General features: G+C 53.7%; 17 protein-coding genes. 12 read left to right on the forward strand and 5 right to left on the reverse strand.

Annotation, left to right across the window (positions count from 1 at the left end; all coding sequences use genetic code 11):
- Positions 1–132: 132 nt before the first annotated feature.
- Positions 133–1,335, forward strand: a complete 1,203-nt coding sequence (locus F384_RS19015) for an NAD(P)/FAD-dependent oxidoreductase (RefSeq protein ID WP_046491866.1) — start codon at positions 133–135, stop codon at positions 1,333–1,335.
- A 93-nt stretch (positions 1,336–1,428) separates the two neighbouring features.
- On the opposite strand, the gene rsmJ is transcribed toward F384_RS19015, so the two are convergent.
- The gene (rsmJ, locus tag F384_RS19020; protein WP_046491867.1) at positions 1,429–2,187 is read right to left on the reverse strand and encodes a 16S rRNA (guanine(1516)-N(2))-methyltransferase RsmJ; all 759 of its coding nucleotides are present in this window, start codon (positions 2,185–2,187) and stop codon (positions 1,429–1,431) included.
- Positions 2,188–2,194: 7 nt separating this feature from the next.
- Positions 2,195–4,237, reverse strand: coding sequence for an oligopeptidase A (prlC, locus tag F384_RS19025; protein WP_046491869.1), 2,043 nt, complete (start codon positions 4,235–4,237; stop codon positions 2,195–2,197).
- A gap of 298 nt (positions 4,238–4,535) precedes the next feature.
- Here prlC and F384_RS19030 point away from each other — a divergent pair, with 298 nt between their 5' ends.
- The 7 genes from F384_RS19030 to F384_RS19060 all read left to right on the forward strand — a co-directional run bounded on the left by F384_RS19030 (position 4,536) and on the right by F384_RS19060 (position 14,395).
- Positions 4,536–5,378: a 23S rRNA (adenine(2030)-N(6))-methyltransferase RlmJ gene (locus F384_RS19030; protein WP_046491872.1), complete on the forward strand. Its 843-nt coding sequence runs from the start codon at positions 4,536–4,538 to the stop codon at positions 5,376–5,378.
- Positions 5,379–5,449: 71 nt separating this feature from the next.
- Positions 5,450–6,802: a glutathione-disulfide reductase gene (gene gorA / locus F384_RS19035; protein WP_046491873.1), complete on the forward strand. Its 1,353-nt coding sequence runs from the start codon at positions 5,450–5,452 to the stop codon at positions 6,800–6,802.
- Positions 6,803–7,342: 540 nt separating this feature from the next.
- Positions 7,343–7,858: a fimbrial protein gene (locus tag F384_RS19040; protein WP_046491876.1), complete on the forward strand. Its 516-nt coding sequence runs from the start codon at positions 7,343–7,345 to the stop codon at positions 7,856–7,858.
- A 49-nt stretch (positions 7,859–7,907) separates the two neighbouring features.
- Positions 7,908–8,606 (forward strand): molecular chaperone, encoded by a 699-nt coding sequence (locus tag F384_RS19045; RefSeq protein WP_046498406.1) that lies wholly within the window; start codon positions 7,908–7,910, stop codon positions 8,604–8,606.
- A 104-nt stretch (positions 8,607–8,710) separates the two neighbouring features.
- A complete protein-coding gene (locus F384_RS19050; RefSeq protein ID WP_226991608.1) occupies positions 8,711–11,164 on the forward strand; it encodes a fimbria/pilus outer membrane usher protein in 2,454 nt (817 codons plus the stop codon).
- A 61-nt stretch (positions 11,165–11,225) separates the two neighbouring features.
- Positions 11,226–12,449, forward strand: coding sequence for a hypothetical protein (locus tag F384_RS30005; RefSeq protein ID WP_155404024.1), 1,224 nt, complete (start codon positions 11,226–11,228; stop codon positions 12,447–12,449).
- A gap of 296 nt (positions 12,450–12,745) precedes the next feature.
- Complete coding sequence (locus F384_RS19060) at positions 12,746–14,395, forward strand: alpha,alpha-trehalase (protein ID WP_046491879.1); 1,650 nt, start codon at positions 12,746–12,748, stop codon at positions 14,393–14,395.
- A 3-nt stretch (positions 14,396–14,398) separates the two neighbouring features.
- On the opposite strand, the gene F384_RS19065 is transcribed toward F384_RS19060, so the two are convergent.
- The gene (locus F384_RS19065) at positions 14,399–15,979 is read right to left on the reverse strand and encodes an STY4199 family HEPN domain-containing protein (protein WP_046491881.1); all 1,581 of its coding nucleotides are present in this window, start codon (positions 15,977–15,979) and stop codon (positions 14,399–14,401) included.
- A 152-nt stretch (positions 15,980–16,131) separates the two neighbouring features.
- Between F384_RS19065 and F384_RS19070 the strand changes: the two genes are divergently transcribed.
- On the forward strand, positions 16,132–16,686 hold the full coding sequence (locus F384_RS19070; protein ID WP_046491883.1) for a GNAT family N-acetyltransferase: 555 nt from the start codon (positions 16,132–16,134) through the stop codon (positions 16,684–16,686).
- A 10-nt stretch (positions 16,687–16,696) separates the two neighbouring features.
- Here F384_RS19070 and F384_RS19075 read toward each other — a convergent pair whose 3' ends face one another.
- Positions 16,697–17,296 (reverse strand): helix-turn-helix transcriptional regulator, encoded by a 600-nt coding sequence (locus F384_RS19075; RefSeq protein ID WP_046491885.1) that lies wholly within the window; start codon positions 17,294–17,296, stop codon positions 16,697–16,699.
- Between the two features lie 379 nt (positions 17,297–17,675).
- Positions 17,676–18,434 (reverse strand): SDR family NAD(P)-dependent oxidoreductase, encoded by a 759-nt coding sequence (locus F384_RS19080; protein WP_046491886.1) that lies wholly within the window; start codon positions 18,432–18,434, stop codon positions 17,676–17,678.
- A 119-nt stretch (positions 18,435–18,553) separates the two neighbouring features.
- Between F384_RS19080 and F384_RS19085 the strand changes: the two genes are divergently transcribed.
- The 3 genes from F384_RS19085 (at position 18,554) to F384_RS19095 (ending at position 22,204) form a co-directional block, all read left to right on the forward strand.
- Positions 18,554–19,453: a LysR family transcriptional regulator gene (locus tag F384_RS19085; RefSeq protein WP_046491888.1), complete on the forward strand. Its 900-nt coding sequence runs from the start codon at positions 18,554–18,556 to the stop codon at positions 19,451–19,453.
- 47 nt (positions 19,454–19,500) lie between these two features.
- Positions 19,501–20,529 (forward strand): inner membrane protein YhjD, encoded by a 1,029-nt coding sequence (yhjD, locus tag F384_RS19090; RefSeq protein WP_046491890.1) that lies wholly within the window; start codon positions 19,501–19,503, stop codon positions 20,527–20,529.
- Positions 20,530–20,881: 352 nt separating this feature from the next.
- Positions 20,882–22,204 carry an MFS transporter gene (locus tag F384_RS19095; RefSeq protein ID WP_046491892.1) on the forward strand — a complete coding sequence of 441 codons (1,323 nt, stop codon included), beginning with the start codon at positions 20,882–20,884 and terminating at the stop codon, positions 22,202–22,204.
- Positions 22,205–22,248: the final 44 nt, after the last annotated feature.

The following is a 22,248-nucleotide window of genomic DNA, read 5'->3' on the forward strand; positions in this document are numbered from 1 at the left end:
ATTAACTTTCAATATGATAAATGTATTTTTCACCACTAACCTCCCAGAAAACATGAAATCACATTGCATCTTTTAACTACGACAAATAAAATCCGAGTAAATTAACCATCGTGACTACCGGATAACACTATCATGCGTAAACAAATTCTGATCGTCGGGGCAGGTTTTTCGGGGATGTGGGCAGCGCTTAGCGCGGCCCGCCTGCTTGAGAAAGAGGCCAACCCGAATATTGCTGTCACCGTCATTGCTCCGCAGCCCGAGCTGCGTGTCCGTCCGCGTTTTTATGAAAATGCGGTTGAAACACTCGTTGCCCCGCTTCAGCCTCTGTTCGATATCACCGGCGTTAACTTCCTGCGTGGGACGGTTGGCCAGATCCTGCCTGCTTCAAAAGAAGTGAGCTGGACGGATGCCAGCGGTGAAACGCGTTTGCAGCGCTATGACCGTTTAGTCCTCGCCAGTGGTAGTCACGTAAACCGCTCGCAGGTAAGCGGTGCGCAAACCCACGCCTTCGATTTGGATCAACTGGAAAGCGCTGCCGTACTTGAAAAACATTTGCAGAGTCTGGCAAGCCAACCCGAGAGTGAAGCGCGTAATACCGTGGTCGTCTGCGGGGGCGGTTTTACCGGCATTGAGATGGCGCTGGAGTTGCCGGGTCGTCTGCGCGACATTCTTGGCGCTGAAGCTAAGACCAGAGTAGTCGTAGTAGAACGCGGTCCCCAGCCAGGTTCACGTTACAGCGACGCATTGCGTAACGTTATTGTCGAAGCCTCGGCTGAACTGGGTGTGGAATGGCGGGTAAACGCCGACGTGGAAAGCGTAAATGCCTCTGGCGTTACGCTGAAGGACGGACAAACCATTGCCTCGCAGACCGTTATCTGGACCGTGGGTGTCCAGGCTAACGATCTGACGACACAAATTGATGCCCCGCGCGACCGTCAGGGCCGTCTGCACGTCAACGCTAACCTGCAAGTGGTGGGTTATGACGATATTTATGCCACTGGCGATGTGGCCTACGCCGCCACTGACGATAAGGGCAATCACGCGTTAATGACCTGCCAGCATGCGATCCTGCTGGGCAAATTTGCTGGCAATAACGCCGCAGCCAGCCTGCTGGACGTCGCCCCTCTGCCGTATCGTCAGGAAAACTACGTCACCTGTCTGGACCTGGGCGCCTGGGGAGCGGTCTATACCGAAGGATGGGATCAGCAGGTAAAACTGACGCGTGCCGAGGCGAAGAAACTGAAGCTGTCAATTACTCGCGAGCTTATCTACCCGCCGAAGGCCGATAAAGCCGCTGCGTTTGAGATTGCCGATCCGCTGGCGCCGTTTGTGTAATCCGTCTTGCCGGATGGCGGCTCACGCCTTATCCGGCCTACAAATCTACGCCAAATCGTAGGCCTGATAAGCGCAGCGCCATCAGGCAATCTGTTAATCCGCCAAAGGCGTGCCGGCATAAATATCAAACCGGTGCCCTTTGGTCACCACCGCATTCGGCGTGGCGACATCCGCCAGCGGCGGCGCGTAGTCCGGGCGTTTCACCACCACGCGTTTGGTCGCGAGTTGACGCGCAGGTTCAAGCAGGCCGTCAGCGTCCAAATCCGCCCCCACAAGTGACTGAAATACCCGCATCTCTTTCTTCACCAGCGCGCTTTTTTGCTTATGGGGAAACATGGGATCGAGATAGACCACCTGCGGACGCGGCGTGATATCGGTCAGCGCCGTCAGGCTGGAAGCATGGATCAGCTGTAGTCGCGCCTGCAACCACGGGCCGATTTCCGCATCGGCATAGCCGCGCGCCAGTCCGTCGTCGAGCAACGCCGCCACCACCGGATTGCGTTCCAGCATCCGCACATGACAGCCGACGCAGGCCAGCACAAAGGCATCGCGCCCCAGCCCTGCCGTGGCATCCACCACATCCGGCAAATAATCACCTTTGATGCCAACCGCTTTGGCCACCGCCTCGCCGCGACCACCGCCAAATTTGCGTCGGTGCGCCATCGCCCCGCCGACAAAATCAACGAAAATGCCGCCGAGCTTCGGTTCATCTCGCTTACGCAACTCCAGATGCTCCGCCGTCAGCACCAGCGCCATCTGATTGTCTGCGTCATGTTCCAGCCCCCAGCGGGCAGCCAGAACAGATAAGGCGCCGTCTCCGGCGCCCGTTTCATCCAGTAAACAAATTTTCACTCGTGGACTAACCTTTGATCCCGTAATGCTCCAGCATCGCGTCGAGCTGCGGTTCGCGGCCACGGAAGCGTTTGAACAGTTCCATAGGTTCTTCGGAGCCGCCGCGCGTCAGGATGTTGTCGAGGAACGACTGACCGGTCTCCCGATTGAAAATCCCCTCGTCTTCAAAACGTGAGAACGCATCCGCGGCCAGCACGTCGGCCCACAGATAGCTGTAATACCCCGCCGCGTAGCCGCCAGCGAAAATATGGCTGAAGGCATGCGGGAAGCGACCCCAGGACGGCCCCGGCACCACGGCGACCTGTTTTTTAATCTCCGCCAGCGTTTCAAGGATTTTTGCCCCTTGCTGCGGGTCAAATTCCGCATGCAGACGGAAGTCAAACAGACCGAACTCCAGCTGACGCAGGATGAACAGCGCCGCCTGGTAGTTCTTCGCCGCCAGCATTTTATCCAGCAGTTCTTTCGGCAGCGGTTCGCCCGTCTCGTAATGACCGGAGATAAACGCCAGCGCGTCCGGCTCCCAGCACCAGTTTTCCATAAACTGGCTCGGCAGTTCGACCGCATCCCACGGCACGCCGTTGATCCCGGAAACCCCGGCGGTTTCGATACGGGTCAGCATGTGGTGCAGGCCGTGACCAAATTCGTGGAACAGGGTGATCACTTCATCATGGGTAAACAGCGCCGGTTTGCCGTTGACCGGGCGGTTAAAGTTACAGGTCAGGTAGGCGACCGGTTTTTGCAGTGAACCGTCCGCTTTGCGCATCTGACCGACGCAGTCGTCCATCCACGCCCCGCCGCGTTTGTTTTCACGGGCGTACAGGTCGAGATAGAAACTGCCGCGCAGTTCGTTGTTTTCGTCATACAGTTCGAAGAACCGCACGTCCGGATGCCAGACATCCACATCGCGACGCTCTTTCGCGGTGATGCCGTAAATGCGTTTCACCACTTCAAACAGGCCGTTCACCGCTTTGTTTTCCGGGAAGTACGGACGCAGCTGTTCGTCGCTGATGCTGTAAAGGTGCTGTTTCTGTTTTTCGCTGTAGTACGCGATATCCCACGGGTTCAGCTCATCAACGCCAAACTCTGCTTTTGCGAAAGCCCGCAGTTGCGCCAGCTCTTTCTCGCCCTGCGGACGCGCGCGTTTTGCCAGATCGGTTAAGAACTCCAGCACCTGCTGCGGGTTTTCCGCCATTTTGGTGGCAAGCGATTTAAAGGCGTAGCTTTCAAAGCCCAGCAGTTGCGCCAGTTCATGACGCAGAGCGAGGATCTCTTCCATCACCGGGCTGTTATCCCATTTGCCTGCGTTCGGCCCCTGATCGGAGGCGCGGGTCACATAGGCGCGGTACATCTCTTCACGCAATGCCGGGTTGTCGCAGTAGGTCATCACCGGCAAATAGCTCGGGATATCCAGCGTCAGCAGATACCCTTCCTGCTCTTTTGCTTCGGCCTGCGCTTTGGCTGCGGCCAGCGCGCTTTCCGGCATCCCGACCAACTCGGCTTCGTCAGTAATCAGCTTCGTCCAGCCCATGGTGGCGTCGAGCACGTTGTTGCTGTACAGGTTGCCAAGCTCAGACAGGCGGGTGGCGATCTCTCCGTAGCGCTGCTGTTTTTCTTTCGGCAGGCCAATCCCGGAGAGTTCAAAATCACGCAGCGCGTTATCAACGGCTTTTTTCTGCGCGGTATTGAGTGTGGCGTAATGGTCTCCATCACGCAGGTCGCGGTACGCTTTGTACAGACCTTCATGCTGACCGACCCAGGTGCTGTATTCCGACAACAGCGGCAGGGTTTGCTCATAGGCTTCGCGCAGTTCCGGACTGTTTTTCACTGAATTCAGATGGCTGACCGGAGAAAAAATACGCCCCAGGACGTCATCGACTTCCGCCAACGGCTGGCAAAGATTTTCCCAGGAATACGGCGCGCCCTGCGCGACCACACGTTCCACATTTTCACGGCAGTCGTTCAGCGCTTTGGTGACGGCGGGAACAACATGCTCAGGCTTGATTGCGGAAAACGGCGGCAGTTCGAAGGGAGTCAGTAATGGATTCGTCATATGCACAGTCCTGGTTAAAAAGGGGGAAACAAACGCGTATGCGCGTTGTTGTCGGGTGGCGGCTGCGCCTTACCCGACCTACAAAGGCAGGCACCCGTAGGTCGGATAAGACGCGTTAGCGTCGCCATCCGCCATGTAATGTATGTAGCATGGGGTTAAGTGTAGTGAATTTCAATGCCAGGCGTTGCGCTTTCGCGGCAGCGGTGACTTTTCTGTATACTGTGGCGATATGCTTTTTATTCGCCCGAAAGCGTGACGCTAATCGGGCCTACGTTTATAACCTGGAACACGTTTACCCATGCTCAGTTATCGCCACAGCTTCCACGCTGGCAACCACGCCGACGTCCTTAAACACACGGTTCAGAGCCTGATCATCGAGTCGCTCAAAGAGAAAGATAAACCGTTTCTCTATCTGGACACCCATGCAGGCGCGGGCCGTTATCAGCTGAGCGGCGAGCATGCTGAACGCACCGGTGAATACCTGGAAGGCATTGCCCGCATCTGGCAGCAGGACGATCTGCCTGCCGAACTGGAGCCGTACATCAGCGTGGTTAAACACTTTAACCGCAGCGGACAACTGCGTTATTACCCAGGCTCCCCGCTGATCGCCCGTCAGTTGCTGCGCGCGCAGGACAGTCTGCACATGACGGAGCTGCATCCAAGTGACTTCCCCCTGCTGCGGGGAGAATTTCAGAAAGATGAGCGTGCCCGTGTAGCCCGTGCCGACGGTTATCAGCAGTTGAAGGCAAAGCTGCCGCCGGTTTCCCGTCGTGGGTTGATTCTCATCGACCCGCCTTACGAAATTAAATCGGACTATCAGGCCGTCGTCACCGGGATCAACGAAGGCTATAAACGTTTTGCCACCGGGACATATGCCCTGTGGTATCCGGTCGTATTACGTCAGCAAATCAAGCGCATGGTGCACGATCTGGAAGCGACCGGCATCCGTAAAATCCTGCAAATTGAGCTGGCGGTCCGCCCGGACAGCGACCAGCGCGGCATGACCGCCTCGGGCATGATTGTGATCAACCCGCCGTGGAAGCTGGAAGCGCAAATGAATACCGTGCTGCCGTGGCTACACAGCAAACTGGTGCCAGCCGGTATCGGGCATACCTCGGTAAACTGGATCGTGCCAGAGTAATCGCAGTCATCGGTGAAACCTGGTGATTTCAGGTATACAATCGCGGCAATCAGAACGGAAGGATAAGACTCATGAGCAAGCATTATGACTACATCGCCATCGGCGGTGGCAGCGGCGGTATCGCCTCGATTAACCGTGCAGCCATGTACGGCCAGAAGTGTGCGCTGATTGAAGCCAAAGAGTTGGGCGGCACCTGCGTTAACGTCGGTTGCGTCCCGAAAAAAGTGATGTGGCATGCTGCGCAGATCCGTGAAGCGATCCACCTGTACGGCCCGGACTACGGGTTTGACGCCACGATCAATAAATTCAACTGGGATACGCTGATTGCCAGTCGTACCGCCTACATCGACCGCATTCACACCTCGTATGACAACGTGCTGGGTAAGAATAACGTTGATGTGATCAAAGGCTTTGCCCGCTTTGTCGATGCCAAAACCATTGAAGTGAATGGCGAAACGATCACTGCCGATCACATTCTGATTGCCACCGGCGGTCGCCCGAGCCACCCGAATATTCCGGGCGTGGAATACGGCATCGACTCTGACGGTTTCTTCGCACTGCCTGCCCTGCCGGAGCGCGTCGCCGTTGTCGGCGCCGGTTATATCGCCGTGGAGCTGGCGGGCGTGATTAACGGTCTGGGCGCCAAAACCCATCTGTTCGTACGTAAACACGCACCACTGCGCAGTTTCGACCCGATGATCACCGACACCCTGGTCGAGGTGATGAATTCCGAAGGGCCGACGCTCCATACCCACGCGATCCCGAAAGCGGTGGTAAAAAACGCCGACGGTAGCCTGACGCTCGAACTGGAAGATGGTCGCAGCGAAACGGTCGATTGCCTGATTTGGGCGATTGGTCGCGAACCGGCCACTGATAATTTCAACCTGGCGGCAACTGGCGTAAAAACCAACGAAAAAGGGTATATCGTCGTCGATAAATACCAGAACACCAGCGTGGATGGGATTTATGCGGTTGGGGATAACACCGGTGCCGTCGAGCTAACGCCGGTTGCCGTTGCAGCAGGCCGTCGTCTTTCCGAGCGCCTGTTTAACAACAAACCGGATGAGCATCTGGACTACAGCAATATCCCGACCGTGGTCTTCAGCCACCCGCCGATCGGCACCGTGGGTCTGACTGAACCGCAGGCGCGCGAGCAGTATGGCGACGACCAGGTGAAAGTGTACAAATCCTCGTTTACCGCAATGTATACCGCGGTGACCTCGCACCGTCAGCCGTGCCGCATGAAGTTAGTCTGCGTCGGCCCGGAAGAGAAAATCGTCGGCATCCACGGCATCGGCTTTGGCATGGACGAAATGTTGCAGGGCTTTGCGGTGGCGCTGAAAATGGGCGCCACCAAGAAAGACTTCGACAACACTGTCGCCATTCACCCGACGGCAGCGGAAGAGTTTGTGACCATGCGTTAATTTTCCTGACCCCGTGATTTCACGGGGTTTTTTCTGCACTAAAAAAATGAACAAGTTAGTTCCTCCCCATATGACAACGCTCTCCCGCCGATAAATTAACATCAGCAACAATAATTCCTGTACGAATAGTCTCTATATGCCACTTATTTTTATGACGCTATTCCCCAGTCATAAAAACATTACCTCCTGCGTTAATTGAAGAACCGTTCTGACTTTATATTATCCGACCATTACCCCCAACAGATATGCCTGAGTTCAGGTTATTGGCCCAATACACGTACTGTCAGCACGAGCACTTATTAATTTTAAGACGCTGCATAATAAAATGGGTTAATTCTCAATTTTTATCCAAAATACAGAAATCAGAAAAATCAACAGGCCACTATCTGATATGTTAATCAGGAAACATTCATGTCGTAACAATAAACTTCTTTATTGAGGCGGTATTCTTTTGCATGTATGTCTGGCAGTTCTCTTCAATTTACTCGGGCTGTGGCGGACTGCGCCTACAGCATGAATTTTACAAAAGGAATTAACTATATGAAAAAGCTCACTGGGATTGCATTATCCTTAGGTCTTGCATTATTCACGACACATTCAGCACTCGCGGCTGACGCAACGGTTAACTTTAACGGCACTATTCTGGCAAGCACCTGCCGGGTGGCTTCTGCAGATAGCGTAGTCAACGTCACGATGGGTAACTATGGCCCATCTTATTTTTCTGCACCGGGTACAACGACGTTAGCGGTTCCCTTCGCTATTTCGTTAACAGACTGCCCGACAGCGGCGGGCAGTCCTACGACAGCCCTGGTAACCTTTGTCGGCACGGCTGATACCACGAATCTGGCAGTGACGGGCGGGGCAACCGGCGTCGCGATTCAGATTAAAAAAGCGGATAACACACCGATTGTGGTCAATACCCCGGATTCGGGAATGGCGCTGACGACCGACGCGTCACAGAACCTTAACTTTACAGCTAACTATATCAGTACGGCGGCGTCAGTGACCCCAGGCGCAGCTAACGGTCAGGCTCAGGTCAATATCTCTTACCTTTAAGATTGTCTAAAAGGAAGGGAGGACACTCCCTTCCTTGAGTGGAGTAATGATGAAATTTAATTTCATTTTGCCTGCATTTCTCTCAGGTCTGTTATTTGCCAGCGCCAGCCATGCGGGTGTTTCAATCGGCGGCACACGCCTTATTTTTCCGGGTGACAAAAAAGAAGTGTCCTTAACGGTGGCAAACAGCGATAAAGGGTCTCCGGTACTCATTCAGTCGTGGGTCGATGAAGGTGAGAACAGTAAAGTCAAAGCGCCTTTTATTGTCACGCCGCCCTTATTCAGGTTAGACCCGGGGAAGGAGAACATTTTACGTGCCGTTCGTACCGGGGGAAAACTTGCTGAAGATCGCGAAACACTGTACTGGTTAAATATTAAATCTATCCCCTCGGCAAAAAAGTCAGAGGTACAATCTAATGTCCTGCAACTTGCCATTAAAAACAGACTCAAGTTCATTTATCGACCCAACTCAGTGGTAGGTAGTCCTGAGGAGAACGCAAATAAACTGGTCTGGAAGAGGATCGGAAATCAGATTCAGGCGACCAATCCGACACCGTTTTATATGAACCTGAGTATGCTCGTTATTGGTGGCAAAACGTATTCACCCTCGTTGCCAGAGCAAACGTATATAGCACCCAGGTCTGTCCGCCTTTATAACATTCCATCCGGAACGTCTAATAATAATGTGAAATGGAAAGTGATTAATGACTACGGCGGTGCAGGAGAAGAATTTTCAGCAACATTTTGATTTACACATTTGCTGAGGACAAAGCAATGGGGAAGAAAATCTTTAGGATGAAGTCTATTTGCGCGTTAGTAATCTCTGTTTGCATGGCACACTCAGGAACATCGTTGGCAGAAGAGTATTTCAACCCGGCCTTTCTTGAAATGGATGATGCCGCCCCAGGAGGGGTGTCCGATCTTTCGGTATTTGAACGCGCGGAGAGCCAAACGCCAGGTGCCTATCTGGTGGATATTTCTGTCAATAATGAGGCCATGACCGCTTATCCTCGAAATATTCTTTTTTCAAAGAATGCCGATGGGAAACTGGAAGCCTGTATTACCGCAGAAGAGCTCGGGTTATGGGGAGTACGCACCAAATCATACCCGAAGCTGAGTTCGGGTGAAGGGCAATGCGCAGATATTTCGGCGATTCCGGGAGCCTTTACCGACTTTCAATTTAACCGGCAGCGGCTGAATTTCAGTATTCCTCAGATCGCAATGAATACGCCGAGCCTTGATGCGGTGCCTCCCGAACTTTGGGATGAAGGGATCCCGGCTTTTCTGATGAATTACAGCGCCAACAGTTATCAGAGCCGTATCCGGGGCATCGATTCTTATAACAGTACCTATCTGAACCTTCGACCAGGATTGAACATCGGCCCGTGGAGACTGCGTAACTACACGACGTGGCAGCGCAGCAATCACGGGATGAATAAATGGGATACGGTGTACAGTTATATTCAACGAAATATTGTGGCGCTTGAGAGCCAGATGATAGTGGGTGACAGCACGGCACCTTCGGATGTTTATGACAGCGTCCCCTTTCGTGGCTTTCAGCTGTCATCCGATGATGACATGCTCCCTTCCAGTATTCGCAATTATGCCCCGGTCGTTCGCGGTGTTGCCCGCAGTGAGGCACACGTCATTGTTCGTCAGAATGGCTACGTGGTTTACGATACAACCGTAGCACCCGGCGCTTTTGAAATTACTGACCTGGCCTCTACTGGCGGTTCCGGTGACCTCGATGTGACTGTCAAAGAAGCCGATGGTAGCGAACAACATATGATAATACCTTATGCCTCGCTGCCTGTTTTACAACGAGAAGGGAGATTTCGCTACAGTCTCACCGGGGGTCAATATCGTTCTTATGATTCACGGACAGAAAAGAATACTTTTCTGCAGGGAACGAGTATTTATGGGCTGCCGTGGGGAGTGACGCTGTATGGTGGTCTCCAAAATGCAGGCGATAAATATCAGTCTTATGCCCTGGGTGTAGGAAAAAATATCGGTGCATGGGGGGCATTTTCAGCGGACGTCATCCATTCCATTTCTACCCCGGAGAATGATCACAAACAACAAGGTCAGTCCTATCGTATTCGTTACAGCAAGAATTTCCAGCAAACAGGAACCAACTTCACCATAGCCGGTTATCGCTACTCGACGGATGGATTCCATTCGCTGGAAGAAACGCTGGGGACTTATCGTAGCAGTGGAGATATTCCGGGTTATATCAGTGAACGCCGCAGGAATCGGGCCGAACTCATGGTGAGTCAGGATCTGGGACAGACTTTGGGGGCGTTCAACCTTTCACTGGTGAGAGAGGACTTCTGGGACAAGACCCGGCGCAGTTTATCGGCCAATGTCGGCTATTATAAAAACATTGGGGATGTTGGACTCAATATTAACTACTCCTGGAACCGTAATACCGAACTCTACGGTTTTGCCGCAACGGATAAAGTATTCGCGCTGGAATTAACGGTACCGCTGGATTCATTATTTGGCAGAACCTATGCTTCCTACGGCTCCACCCATACTTCTGGCGTGGGGACACGTCATCATTTAGGTATTAATGGCTCGTCGCTGAAAGATTATAGTCTCAACTGGGGCATTAATGCCGCACATAATGAAAATAACGATCAAGCCGTTGGTGGAAATATCAGTTGGAAAAGCGGCTTCGGGACGCTAAACGGGTCGTACAATCACAGCAGGGATAGCCAGCAATATAGTTATGGTGTTGTCGGCGGAATGGTTATTCACGAACATGGCATTACGCTATCGCAACAGTTGGGTGAGACCATCGGCTTAGTCAACGTACCGGATGTTGAAGATGTTCGTGTTGCAAACTATCCAGGTATCTCAACTGACAGCCGGGGTTATGCTGTGGTTCCCTATCTTAATCCCTACAAGCGTAATGATCTCCGGATCGATAGCCAGACATTAAAGGAAGATGCGGAAATCGCCTATATGTCAGAGAAAGTCATCCCGACCCGCGGCGCTATCGTCAGGGCGGAATACAAAACCGCTGTCGGCCATCGCGTATTGCTGAATTTACGTCAACAAAATGGCAGTCCCGTTCCCTTTGGCGCCATCGCCACGCTGGTTCGTGAGAAGGGGACGGCTGATACAGAGAATCCGTCTATTGTGGGTGAAGAAGGTGAAGTGTTCATGGCAGGTATGCCGGATAAAGGCATTATTCATGTGCAATGGAATAATGGACATGAACAATTCTGCGAGGCTGAATTTACTGCGAATAAAGCTGATGATCTGTCTGGGCTATGGATGGCTGAAAGTGTCTGTAAATAACTGGCGACCGTCATACGATACACCGCGACAGAGAATAATGACGAGTTAACGAGTACATATTATGATGAAAAAAATAAACCTGATCACCCTCTTTATAATAACGGTGCCATTACTGGTTTCCAGTAAACTGTATGCCGGTGTGAATCCGGATGGCAGCATTACATTCACAGGCGGACAAATACAATTCGCATCGGCTTTTAACTGGGGGCAATCTGTACCGGACCCAACGGCATCAATTGGTTTTACCACAACCCCCAATGTTTTCGCCATAGGAAATTCAGCAGCAACAACAACCATTGCTTATATCAACAATGCACAGGCAACAAACGTTGCAAATCATTTTTTAACGCAGATTACTCCCCTCTGTGGAGGAGGCGCCACGGCGTCCGGCAGTCAGACAACCGTCACGGTTGATTTAACCCGGTGTTATGTACAACCTACCAGTAATATTTTATATGTTTATCGGGTGACAACTCCGGGAGGATGGGCAAATTGCAAGAGCACAGCTATAGCAGGAAGCGTCATCCGTATGGTCACTCCATCGTCCGGAAATAGTGTCTATACTTATATTATAAGTGCGACGGGCAATGACAGGACATATGATAGCGACGGCGCGCTGACATCATCGACAATCGCAAGTGCCACCATTACCAGAGGTACCAGTTCGACACTCACAACCTATCGCAGTTTTTCAGCCTATGAAACCATTATCAATGTGACTGAAACGCCATTGGTGGAATTCATGAGCAGTCGTGGTTCGGACCATATGTTTTCATGTGCGGGTGAACGCTATTATGTTTTACCTGTAAGTGTCAGTGTCACCAGTGGCTATATTCGATTTGCCTCCGGACTTCAGACCGAGCATATGCGAGTGATCAGCAGCACTCTTGCGGGCTATACCCCTCAGCAGGTGAATAATCCTTATATTGCCCCCGCCCTGGATGTATTCCCCTCTGTGAATATCACCGTCGGGAATATTGCTGGCTATACCTACCCCTCATGGCACGAATATCCCTTTCAAATCAGGGCAATCGCCGATGTCACCTATAACATGGGAGCGTCAACGAGTTTTCCAGCGCTGGTTGCCTGGAATTGTCCCACCCCAACCGGCAGCGTCAGTTTCGAAATTCGGAATGTTTCTGGCGTTAACCTGTGTGGCGCCCCGGCGACAACACACGCGGCGGTAACCACCCCATTTGATGCCCGCTTCGCATGGCGCCCCTCATCACCCGCGGCGACAGGGGCGTGGACGGCAAGAGCAACGGTAACTTACACGCTACCCTGAAAGCCCCTTGCGCCAATGCCGGTCCGGACAGGCCATCAGTTTCTGTCCGGTACCGGGAGATTATTCACAAACTGTTTCATTCGAATGTTCCGAAAACAGGACTTCGCCAGCACACGCTTAATAAAACTTTTCATCTGTTATCAATGAATTGTGAAGCGCCCTCACTTCACGTTGGTTACATAAACGTGATCTACCGCACGCTTTGCACCCCACGTACCGAAGCGAATGTCTACGCTTAAAAGACAGCCGGGCAACACCCGTATCCTTTACGACGCAATCCGGAGGCCTTTCTCATTATGATCAACCAGAAACTGCAACACGCCCCGTCAGAGAAATTCACGATCGACGTCGATCTTTTCTACGAAACGGATCCGTGCGAGTTAAAGCTGGATGAGATGATCGAGGCAGAACCCGAACCAGAGATGATTGAGGGGCTTCCCGCCTCTGACGCCCTGACGCCGGCCGACCGTTATCTCGAACTGTTCGAGCACGTTCAGTGCTCAAAAATTTTTGCCGACAGCAAAACCTTTCCTGACTGCGCGCCGAAAATGGATCCGCTCGATATCTTGATCCGCTACCGTAAAGTCCGCCGTCACCGGGACTTCGACCTGCGTCGCTTTGTCGAAAATCATTTCTGGCTGCCGGAAGAGTACGGCACCGAATATGTCTCTAACCCCGAAAATTCCCTGAAAGAGCATATCGACCAGCTGTGGCCGGTGCTAACCCGCGAACCACAGGATCACATTCCGTGGTCATCGCTGCTGGCACTGCCACAGTCCTATATCGTACCGGGCGGTCGATTCAGCGAAACCTACTACTGGGACTCCTATTTCACCATGCTGGGCCTGGCGGAAAGCGGTCGGGAAGACCTGCTGAAATGTATGGCAGATAACTTCGCGTGGATGATTGAAAACTACGGCCACATTCCGAACGGCAATCGCACCTATTATCTCAGCCGTTCGCAGCCGCCGGTGTTTGCGTTGATGGTCGAACTGTTCGAGGAGGACGGCGTACGCGGCGCACGGCGCTACCTCGACCATCTGAAGATGGAGTATGCCTTCTGGATGGATGGCGCAGAGTCGCTGGTGCTCAACCAGGCCTATCGCCATGTCGTCAGGATGCCGGACGGCTCCCTGCTCAACCGCTACTGGGATGACCGCGACACGCCGCGCGATGAGTCATGGCTGGAGGATGTGGAAACCGCCAAACACTCAGGACGGCCACCGAATGAGGTGTATCGCGATCTGCGTGCGGGCGCGGCATCCGGCTGGGATTACTCCTCCCGCTGGCTGCGCGATGCCGGGCGACTGGCAAGCATTCGCACCACGCAGTTCATCCCTATCGATCTCAACGCGTTCCTGTTCAAACTGGAGAGCGCCATCGCCAATATCTCGGCGCTGAAAGGTGAGCGCGACGTTGAGGCACAGTTCCGCCAGAAGGCGAGCAACCGGCGGGTGGCCATCAATCGCTATTTGTGGGATGAGGAAAATGGCTGCTATCGCGACTATGACTGGCGGCGTGAGCAAATGGCGCTGTTTTCTGCCGCCAGCATCGTGCCGCTCTACGTCGGGATGGCGACGCATGAACAGGCCGATCGGCTGGGGGACACCGTGCGTAACCGCCTGTTAACTCCGGGCGGCATTATGGCTTCTGAATACGAAACGGGCGAACAGTGGGATAAACCCAACGGCTGGGCACCGCTACAGTGGATGGCGATCCAGGGCTTTAAGATGTACGGCGATGATGCGTTGGGAGATGAAATCGCCCATAGCTGGCTGCAGACGGTGAACCATTTTTATCAGCAGCACCATAAGCTCATTGAGAAATACCACATCGCCAGCGGCACCCCGCGTGAAGGCGGCGGCGGCGAGTATCCGTTGCAGGATGGCTTTGGCTGGACCAACGGCGTCGCACGCCGCTTAATCGGGCTGTATGGCGAGCCGTAATGGCTAACGGATCACCTCATAAACGGCGCTCTGGATTTTCAGCCATTTCTTGTTATCCGCGCTGGGATCGGCGCGATAGCGTCGTTCTGCCTGCTCGGCATCATGCTGCTGTCGCGATACCACCGCAGGCACAGTGCAAAAACGCCGCAAATAGGCTTTGTGTTGACTCGTCATCGGCGCACCGCCAGACATCGCGTGCCCCAGCGTGTTGATAAACCGGCGACAGGGTTTGCTTTCATCCATTTGTGAGGGATAACGCAACAGCAACTCGAGGACATCCGTATTGTTGCGGGCAAACGCCGCTTCGGTCCACGAGACCTGCCAGTTCATGCCGCCCTGCAAAAAGAGCGCAGTGACCCGACTGTCATTCCTGTCTATCGCCGCGCGCATGTTGAACACATCCCAGGTGATGCCCATCTGCGTCACCATTTCGCGTGCCGAAGGCACTTCACGCCGGGGCTCTGACTGCGTGATCCTGATGTTTGGCGCAGGCGCGGACGGCTGCGAACTCACTAACCACGCGCCGCCGCCCAGAATGGCAATCACCATGATCCCCACCGCTCCCCAGAGCACGCCGGTGATCAACTGCTCGCGTTCTTCAGCCGTACGCAGTGAACGCTTACGCGGGGGTTCAACCGATTCACCAATTTCCTCTGTGTCGCCCCCTGCCTGACGGTCCTTTTTCCGCGCCTCCTCCCAAAACTGCGCCAGTTGCCCCTCTTCGACAATCATCAACGTTGCCGGGTTAATGCGGGCGCGTCCCTGCTCATAGGCTCGCTGGACGGGACGGACAATATGCTGAAACTGGCAGGAGAGTAGCGTCAACTGTGCCGATGACAGCGGCTCTCCGGCCAGCACCGTGTTACGAGCCTGCCGACAGTCATCGAGGAACACCCGCAACGTCAGACGCGGTTCGACAAACAGGGTCAGCACTGAGGCATCGTTAAAGATTCCGGAATAGTGGCGGGTAAAAATCTTCTTATCGACAATCATCAGCGCCAGCTCACCAAAACGCATGCCATTCAGCGGATCCTGGCGTTCACCCAGCTTAATCCAGCGTCTGAGCTTATCCGCGCCAAAGTTGTCTTTAAGGTAATTATTGAGCTGCGTTTTATCCGGCCACATCTGTGAGATCAGCGCGGTCATGGTCAGTTCAATCGCGCGTAACTGCCGCTCTGCGCGCATTTGCTGACTGTGGTCTGCCTCTTCAATCTCTGTTTTAAAGTTGAGTAACGACTGATGATGGCGCAGTTGCTCCAGCGACCTGACCACGCGCAGGGCGGCAATCAGTTGGTTCTCGCTGACCTCCTGCCCGCTGTCATATTGCGGTACGCACTGCTGGAGATGGCGCAGTTGCAGCGTGAACTGGCTCAGCTGTGCGTCGTTAAGGTGCAAACGCCGAGCGACCTGACTCCAGCCGCCCAGATTCAGTCGGGCCTGATCCAGGTGTTCCAGAAACCAGCGCGGATCTTTACCGTCGGAGGCATGAACCCCGAGTAGCAGCAAGATCTCCACCGAGGCCTGGCGGATAATCCCCAGACAGTGCTCAAAGGTCGTGCGTGTCGTCAAAACGCTAATTGTCATTCTCTTCCTTCGCCGAAAGCGCCCCCATGCGGAGGTCATTAATTTTGCTTTAGTTCTTTGTTTTAATTATTAGTTTTTATAGATATAACAAGTTCAATAATTATTACAGTGACCGCTACGTGAACATTGAGAAATATCTCAGGAGAGAGCCCGTGCCCATACTGAAAACAGCCCGCCTGATCTGTCGCCCAATCGCCCCTGCCGACTGGCCTTTTTTTCTCGCACTCCAGCAGGATCCGGACGTGATGCGCCATGTGGCTGACGCGCGAAGCGAAGGCGAGATTCGCGAAGCGTTCGATTCACGCTTACCGGCATGGCATCCGGGTGACTCGCACTGGCTGTGTCTGATCCTGTGCGATAACGAAACCCACGCCCCCCTCGGGGTGACGGGCTACATTCACCGTACAGAAGCGTGTGCCGAGGTCGGATTTCTGTTGGCACCCGGCGCGCAGGGAAAGGGATACGGGACAGAATCGTTACGGGCCGTCTGTGATTACGCGTTTACCCACGGAGGGCTGCGCCGTCTGACCGCCTGCGTCACTGAAGGTAATCAGGCTTCCCGGCATGTGCTGGAAAAAGTGGGATTTGTACTGGAAGGCACGCTCAGGGAGAGTTACTGGCTGCAACAGCGCTGGCAGAATGACTGGCTGCTGGGGTTATTAAAACAGGAATATATTACGACCGCAGGATCTCCGGTCGTAATATAAGTGCAGGTTATTACGACTGAGCCAACAGCATAGCCGCCTGGGTGCGATTTTTAACATCCAGTCGGCGATAGAGTGATTCAAGATGCGCCTTCACCGTTCCGGTACTGATATTTAACGCGCGGCCAATTTCCTTATTTGACTCACCCGACGCCAGCATCGCTAAAATCTCCCGCTGCCGGGTACTTAACGCATTAATATCGCGGCATTCTGTGGACGACGTCGTTAACCATTCGCCGGGTAAAAACATCATTCCCATCGCGACGCTATTGATCGCCAGCACAAATTTTTCCGCCTCAGAATCGCGTGAAATAATGGCCAGTACGTTATATTGTGCCAGTTCCTGCAACCCTTTTTTACCGCAGTCTGTCGCGATAATTAAGGTTTTGACGAGCGGGAACTGTTGCACCGTTTTTTGCAGAAGCCAACGGCAAAAATCACCGTCAAGATCGCCGTCCAGCATAAGCAGGGCTTCCGGGTTCTCTTCCAGTTTGTACCAGAGTTCATCGGCCTGACTGACACCCTGAATACTCACTCCTGGAATTCGCTGTTGTAAACTGATTTTCATTCCATGAATAAATATTGACTGCCTGTCAAACATGATGATTTGCATTACTCTCTCCACCGTTTCCGATAACAATATTAAGGAGGGGAAGGGTATTACCCGACGGGTAAAATAAACATTCGCCATTTGGCGGAGGGTCATTCTACAGATATCGGGACGGGAGGAAAGTAAAAAAATAAATTTTTACAGCTGAAACATGAGAATTACATCTGGGTATAGAAAATAGGCGATAAAGTAAGAAATTCCTTATATTTCACCGTCACTTAAATTAATTAAATATTAAATCACGAAGAGAGTAACGAACGCGCAGGAGAAAAGAAATCGTCCCCTGCACGGAATTATGTAACAGAATTAAAATTCGCATTTCATGCTCATTCAGCGAGTACAACGGTTCGTTGAATGAGCACAACGGCTTACTGAATTTGGCTTACAGGAACATCCCGCCCGACACTTCAATACGCTGCGCCGTCATCCAGGCCAGTTCGTCGCTGAGCAACGCGGCAATCGCATCGCCGATATCATCGGGAAGACCGGCGCGACCCAGTGCCGTTTGCGACGCCACATACGCATTCAGCTCTTTATTATCCCGCAGGCGTCCACCGCCAAAATCGGTCTCAATCGCGCCGGGCGCGATGGCGTTGACCGAGATCCCACGCGCGCCAAGTTCTTTTGCCTGGTAACGCGTTAGCACTTCCATCGCCCCTTTCATGGACGCGTAGGCAGCGTACCCCGGCAGAGCAAAACGCGCCAGCCCGGTTGAGACATTCAGAATACGTCCGCCCTCGTTGATCAGCGGCAGCAGGTGCTGCGTCAGGAAAAACGGGCCTTTAAAATGGATGCGCATCAGTTCGTCAAACATCTCTTCTGACGTCTCGGCAAAGGGCGCGTATAAACCGATCCCGGCATTGTTCACTAAATAATCAAACGTCTGTCGATTCCAGTGGGTTTGCAGTTGTGTTTTCACCTCGGCGGCGAAAGCGACAAAGCCAGCCGTATCACCGACATTCAATTGAATTGCCGCCGCTTTCCTGCCCTTTTGCTCAATTTCAGCGACGACATCCAGCGCCGCCTGTTGCTGGCTGTGGTAAGTAAAGAGAATATCCGTTCCTTTGTCCGCCAGCTTAAGCGCGGCGTTTTTACCCAGTCCGCGGCTCCCGCCGGTCACCAATGCGATACGTTGCGTCATAAGAAACCTCATTTCATCTGTTGTGTTGATTGAGATAAAGCTTATTAGGTGATAGAAAAACAATAAATGTCGCTAATTGCGCATGACTGTTTCATCCGGAACAACAATAGGGTCATAGAATGGATAAAATTCATGCAATGCAGTTATTCATTCGTGTCGCAGAACTGGAGAGTTTTTCCCGTGCCGCCGACACCCTGGGACTCCCTAAAGGTAGTGTATCGCGCCAGATTCAGGCGCTGGAGAACCATCTGGGGACTCAGCTTTTGCACCGCACCACGCGGCGCGTCCAACTCACGCAAGACGGCATGGTCTATTACGAACGGGCGAAAGATCTGTTGAGCAATCTGGATGAACTGGACGGTCTGTTTCAGCACGATCCCACCAGCATCAGCGGCAAATTACGGGTCGATATGCCGGTTGGCGTCGCACGAAATCTGGTGATCCCCCGCCTGCCCGCCTTTTTACAGCAGTATCCGGGAATTGAACTGGAGCTCAGCAGCAGTGACCGGCTGGTGGATTTGATCCGCGAAGGTTTTGATTGCGTGGTGCGGGTCGGCACGCTGAAGGATTCCGGCCTGATTGCCCGCCCGCTGGGCAAGCTTACGGTGATCAACTGCGCCAGCCCGCAGTACCTGGCGCGTTTTGGCTATCCGGAAAGCCTTGATGATCTCGCCTCCCACGCGGTGGTGCACTACTCGCTAAACCTGGGGACGCGACCGCCGGGTTTTGAAATCGCCACCAGCAGCGGGACGCAGTGGATTAAAACCGGCGGCACGCTGGCGGTAAACAGCACCGAAACCTATCACGCCGCCTGTCTGGCAGGGCTGGGAATTATTCAGGTTCCTCGCGTTGGAGTCCGTGAGGCGTTACGCAGCGGTACGCTCGTTGAGGTGCTCCCGCAGTACCGCGCTTCACCGATGCCGGTATCGCTGCTCTACCCGCACCGGCGTAATCTTTCACGCCGCGTGCACCTGTTTATGGAGTGGCTGACCGGCGTGATGAAGGACTACGTGGACTGAGACGCTATACTGTCCAGAGAATTAACAAAAGAAGGACGCCTGACCTGATGATGCAGGATAACGACGTAAAACGCCCCACAGAGGAACTTGAGCACAACCCGGTGCGCAAAGTCGACACTACCGGGACCGCAAAGCACGAGAAGAAAAACGCCGCCAGCGAAAAGCTGAAAACGGTGACCACTACAGTCGAAAAAATCCAGCGCATCCCGGTGATTGCGCACCTGCTCCGCGCGGCTGAACGCTTTAACGATCGGTTAGGGAATCAGTTCGGCGCGGCCATCACCTACTTCTCGTTTTTGTCGATGATCCCTATCCTGATGGTGTCGTTTGCCGCCGCAGGTTTTATTCTCGCCTCACATCCCACGCTGTTGCAGGACATCTTCAATAAAATCCTGATGAACGTCAGCGATCCGACGCTTGCCGCTACGCTGAAAAGCACCATCAATACGGCAGTACAGCAGCGTACCACCGTCGGTCTGGTCGGGTTAGGAATAGCCCTCTATTCCGGGATTAACTGGATGGGTAACCTGCGCGAGGCGATACGCGCCCAGTCACGGGACGTCTGGGAACGCACGCCGCAGGACCAGGAGAAAATCTGGATCAAATACCTGCGTGATTTTATCTCGCTGATTGGCCTGTTGATTGCGCTGATTGTGACGCTGTCGATCACCTCGGTCGCCGGTTCAGCGCAGCAGATGATTATCTCTGCCCTCTACCTCGACAGCATAGAGTGGCTGAAGCCCACCTGGCGGCTGATTGGCCTGGCGATCTCTATTTTCGCTAACTATCTGCTGTTCTTCTGGATTTTCTGGCGTTTGCCGCGTCACCGCCCGCGTAAAAAGGCGTTGATTCGCGGTACGCTGATTGCGGCGATTGGCTTTGAAGTCATTAAAATCATCATGACCTGGACCCTGCCGGCGCTGGTGAAATCGCCCTCCGGCGCGGCGTTTGGTTCCGTGCTGGGGCTGATGGCGTTCTTCTACTTTTTTGCGCGCCTGACGCTGTTCTGCGCGGCCTGGATTGCGACCGCCGAGTACAAAGACGACCCCCGGATGCCGGGCAAAACGCACCGTTGATTCTCACCCTCTGCCGGATGGCGCTGCGCTTATCCGGCCTACAAAACATCGCAAACCGTAGGCCGGATCAGGCGCTTGCGCCGTCATCCGGCAATATGGTCAGGCACTTACTTCCGCGCCTCTTCGCTCATTCAGCATTTAAATCCAGTCCTTAACTTTTATTTAACCAAAAACCAGTTTTATCCACTGACTTTAAAATTGTGTGAAGCATTTCATAGACGAGAAATTGCAGGCGTAAACATTATCCGCTTTTTGCCTGATTTTTAACCATGTTGATCGATTGTTACAGATTGAAATGTCGCTTTTGCTGTGCGTAATATGGCCGTTCGTTCGCCAAAAATAAGAAAATACTATGCAAGCAACCGCCACCACACTCGATAACGAGCAGGAACATACCCCGGTCAATTCGCGCAATAAGGTTGTCGTCGCCTCGCTCATTGGCACCGCCATTGAGTTCTTCGATTTCTACATCTACGCGACCGCTGCCGTGATTGTCTTCCCGCACATCTTCTTCCCGCAGGGCGACCCGACAGCGGCAACGCTACAGTCGCTCGCCACGTTCGCTATCGCCTTTGTCGCGCGCCCGATTGGTTCCGCGCTCTTCGGCCACTTTGGCGATCGGGTAGGACGTAAAGTGACGCTGGTGGCGTCTTTGCTGACAATGGGGATCTCGACGGTGATCATCGGCCTGCTGCCTGGCTACGCCACCATTGGCATCTTCGCCCCGCTGCTGCTGGCGCTGGCACGTTTTGGTCAAGGGCTGGGACTGGGCGGAGAATGGGGCGGCGCGGCGCTGCTGGCGACGGAAAACGCCCCGCCGCGTAAGCGTGCGCTGTACGGCTCGTTCCCGCAGTTGGGTGCCCCCATTGGCTTCTTCTTTGCCAACGGCACCTTCCTGCTGCTCTCCTGGCTGCTGACCGATGAGCAGTTCATGAACTGGGGCTGGCGCGTGCCGTTTATCTTCTCGGCGGTGCTGGTGATTATCGGTTTGTATGTCCGCGTGTCGCTGCATGAGACACCGGTCTTCGCCAAAGTGGCTGCCGCGAAAAAGCAGGTGAAAATCCCGCTCGGAACCCTGCTGACCAAACACGTTCGCGTGACGATCCTTGGCACGTTTATCATGCTGGCGACCTATACGCTGTTTTATATCATGACCGTGTATTCGATGACGTTCAGTACCGCCGCTGCGCCGGTCGGTCTGGGCCTGCCGCGTAATGAAGTGTTGTGGATGCTGATGATGGCGGTTATTGGCTTTGGCGTGATGGTGCCGGTCGCTGGCCTGCTCGCTGACGCCTTTGGTCGTCGCAAGAGCATGGTTATCATCACCACGATGATTATCCTGTTTGCGCTGTTTGCCTTTAAACCGCTGCTGGGATCCGGCAATCCGGCGCTGGTCTTCGCCTTCCTGCTGCTGGGGCTGAGCCTGATGGGGCTGACGTTTGGGCCGATGGGCGCACTGCTGCCAGAACTGTTCCCGACCGAAGTGCGCTACACCGGCGCCTCGTTCTCCTATAACGTCTCTTCGATTCTGGGCGCGTCCGTCGCGCCGTATATCGCCGCATGGTTGCAGTCCAACTATGGGCTGGCGGCCGTGGGGACTTACCTCGCGTCTATGGCGGCGTTAACGCTGATCGCGCTGCTGTTAACCCATGAGACGCGTCACCAGTCGCTGTAATCTTTACATGCCGGGTGGCGGCTACGCCTTACCCGGCCTACAAA

The organism is Citrobacter amalonaticus Y19, assembly GCF_000981805.1.
GTDB lineage: Bacteria > Pseudomonadota > Gammaproteobacteria > Enterobacterales > Enterobacteriaceae > Citrobacter_A > Citrobacter_A amalonaticus_C.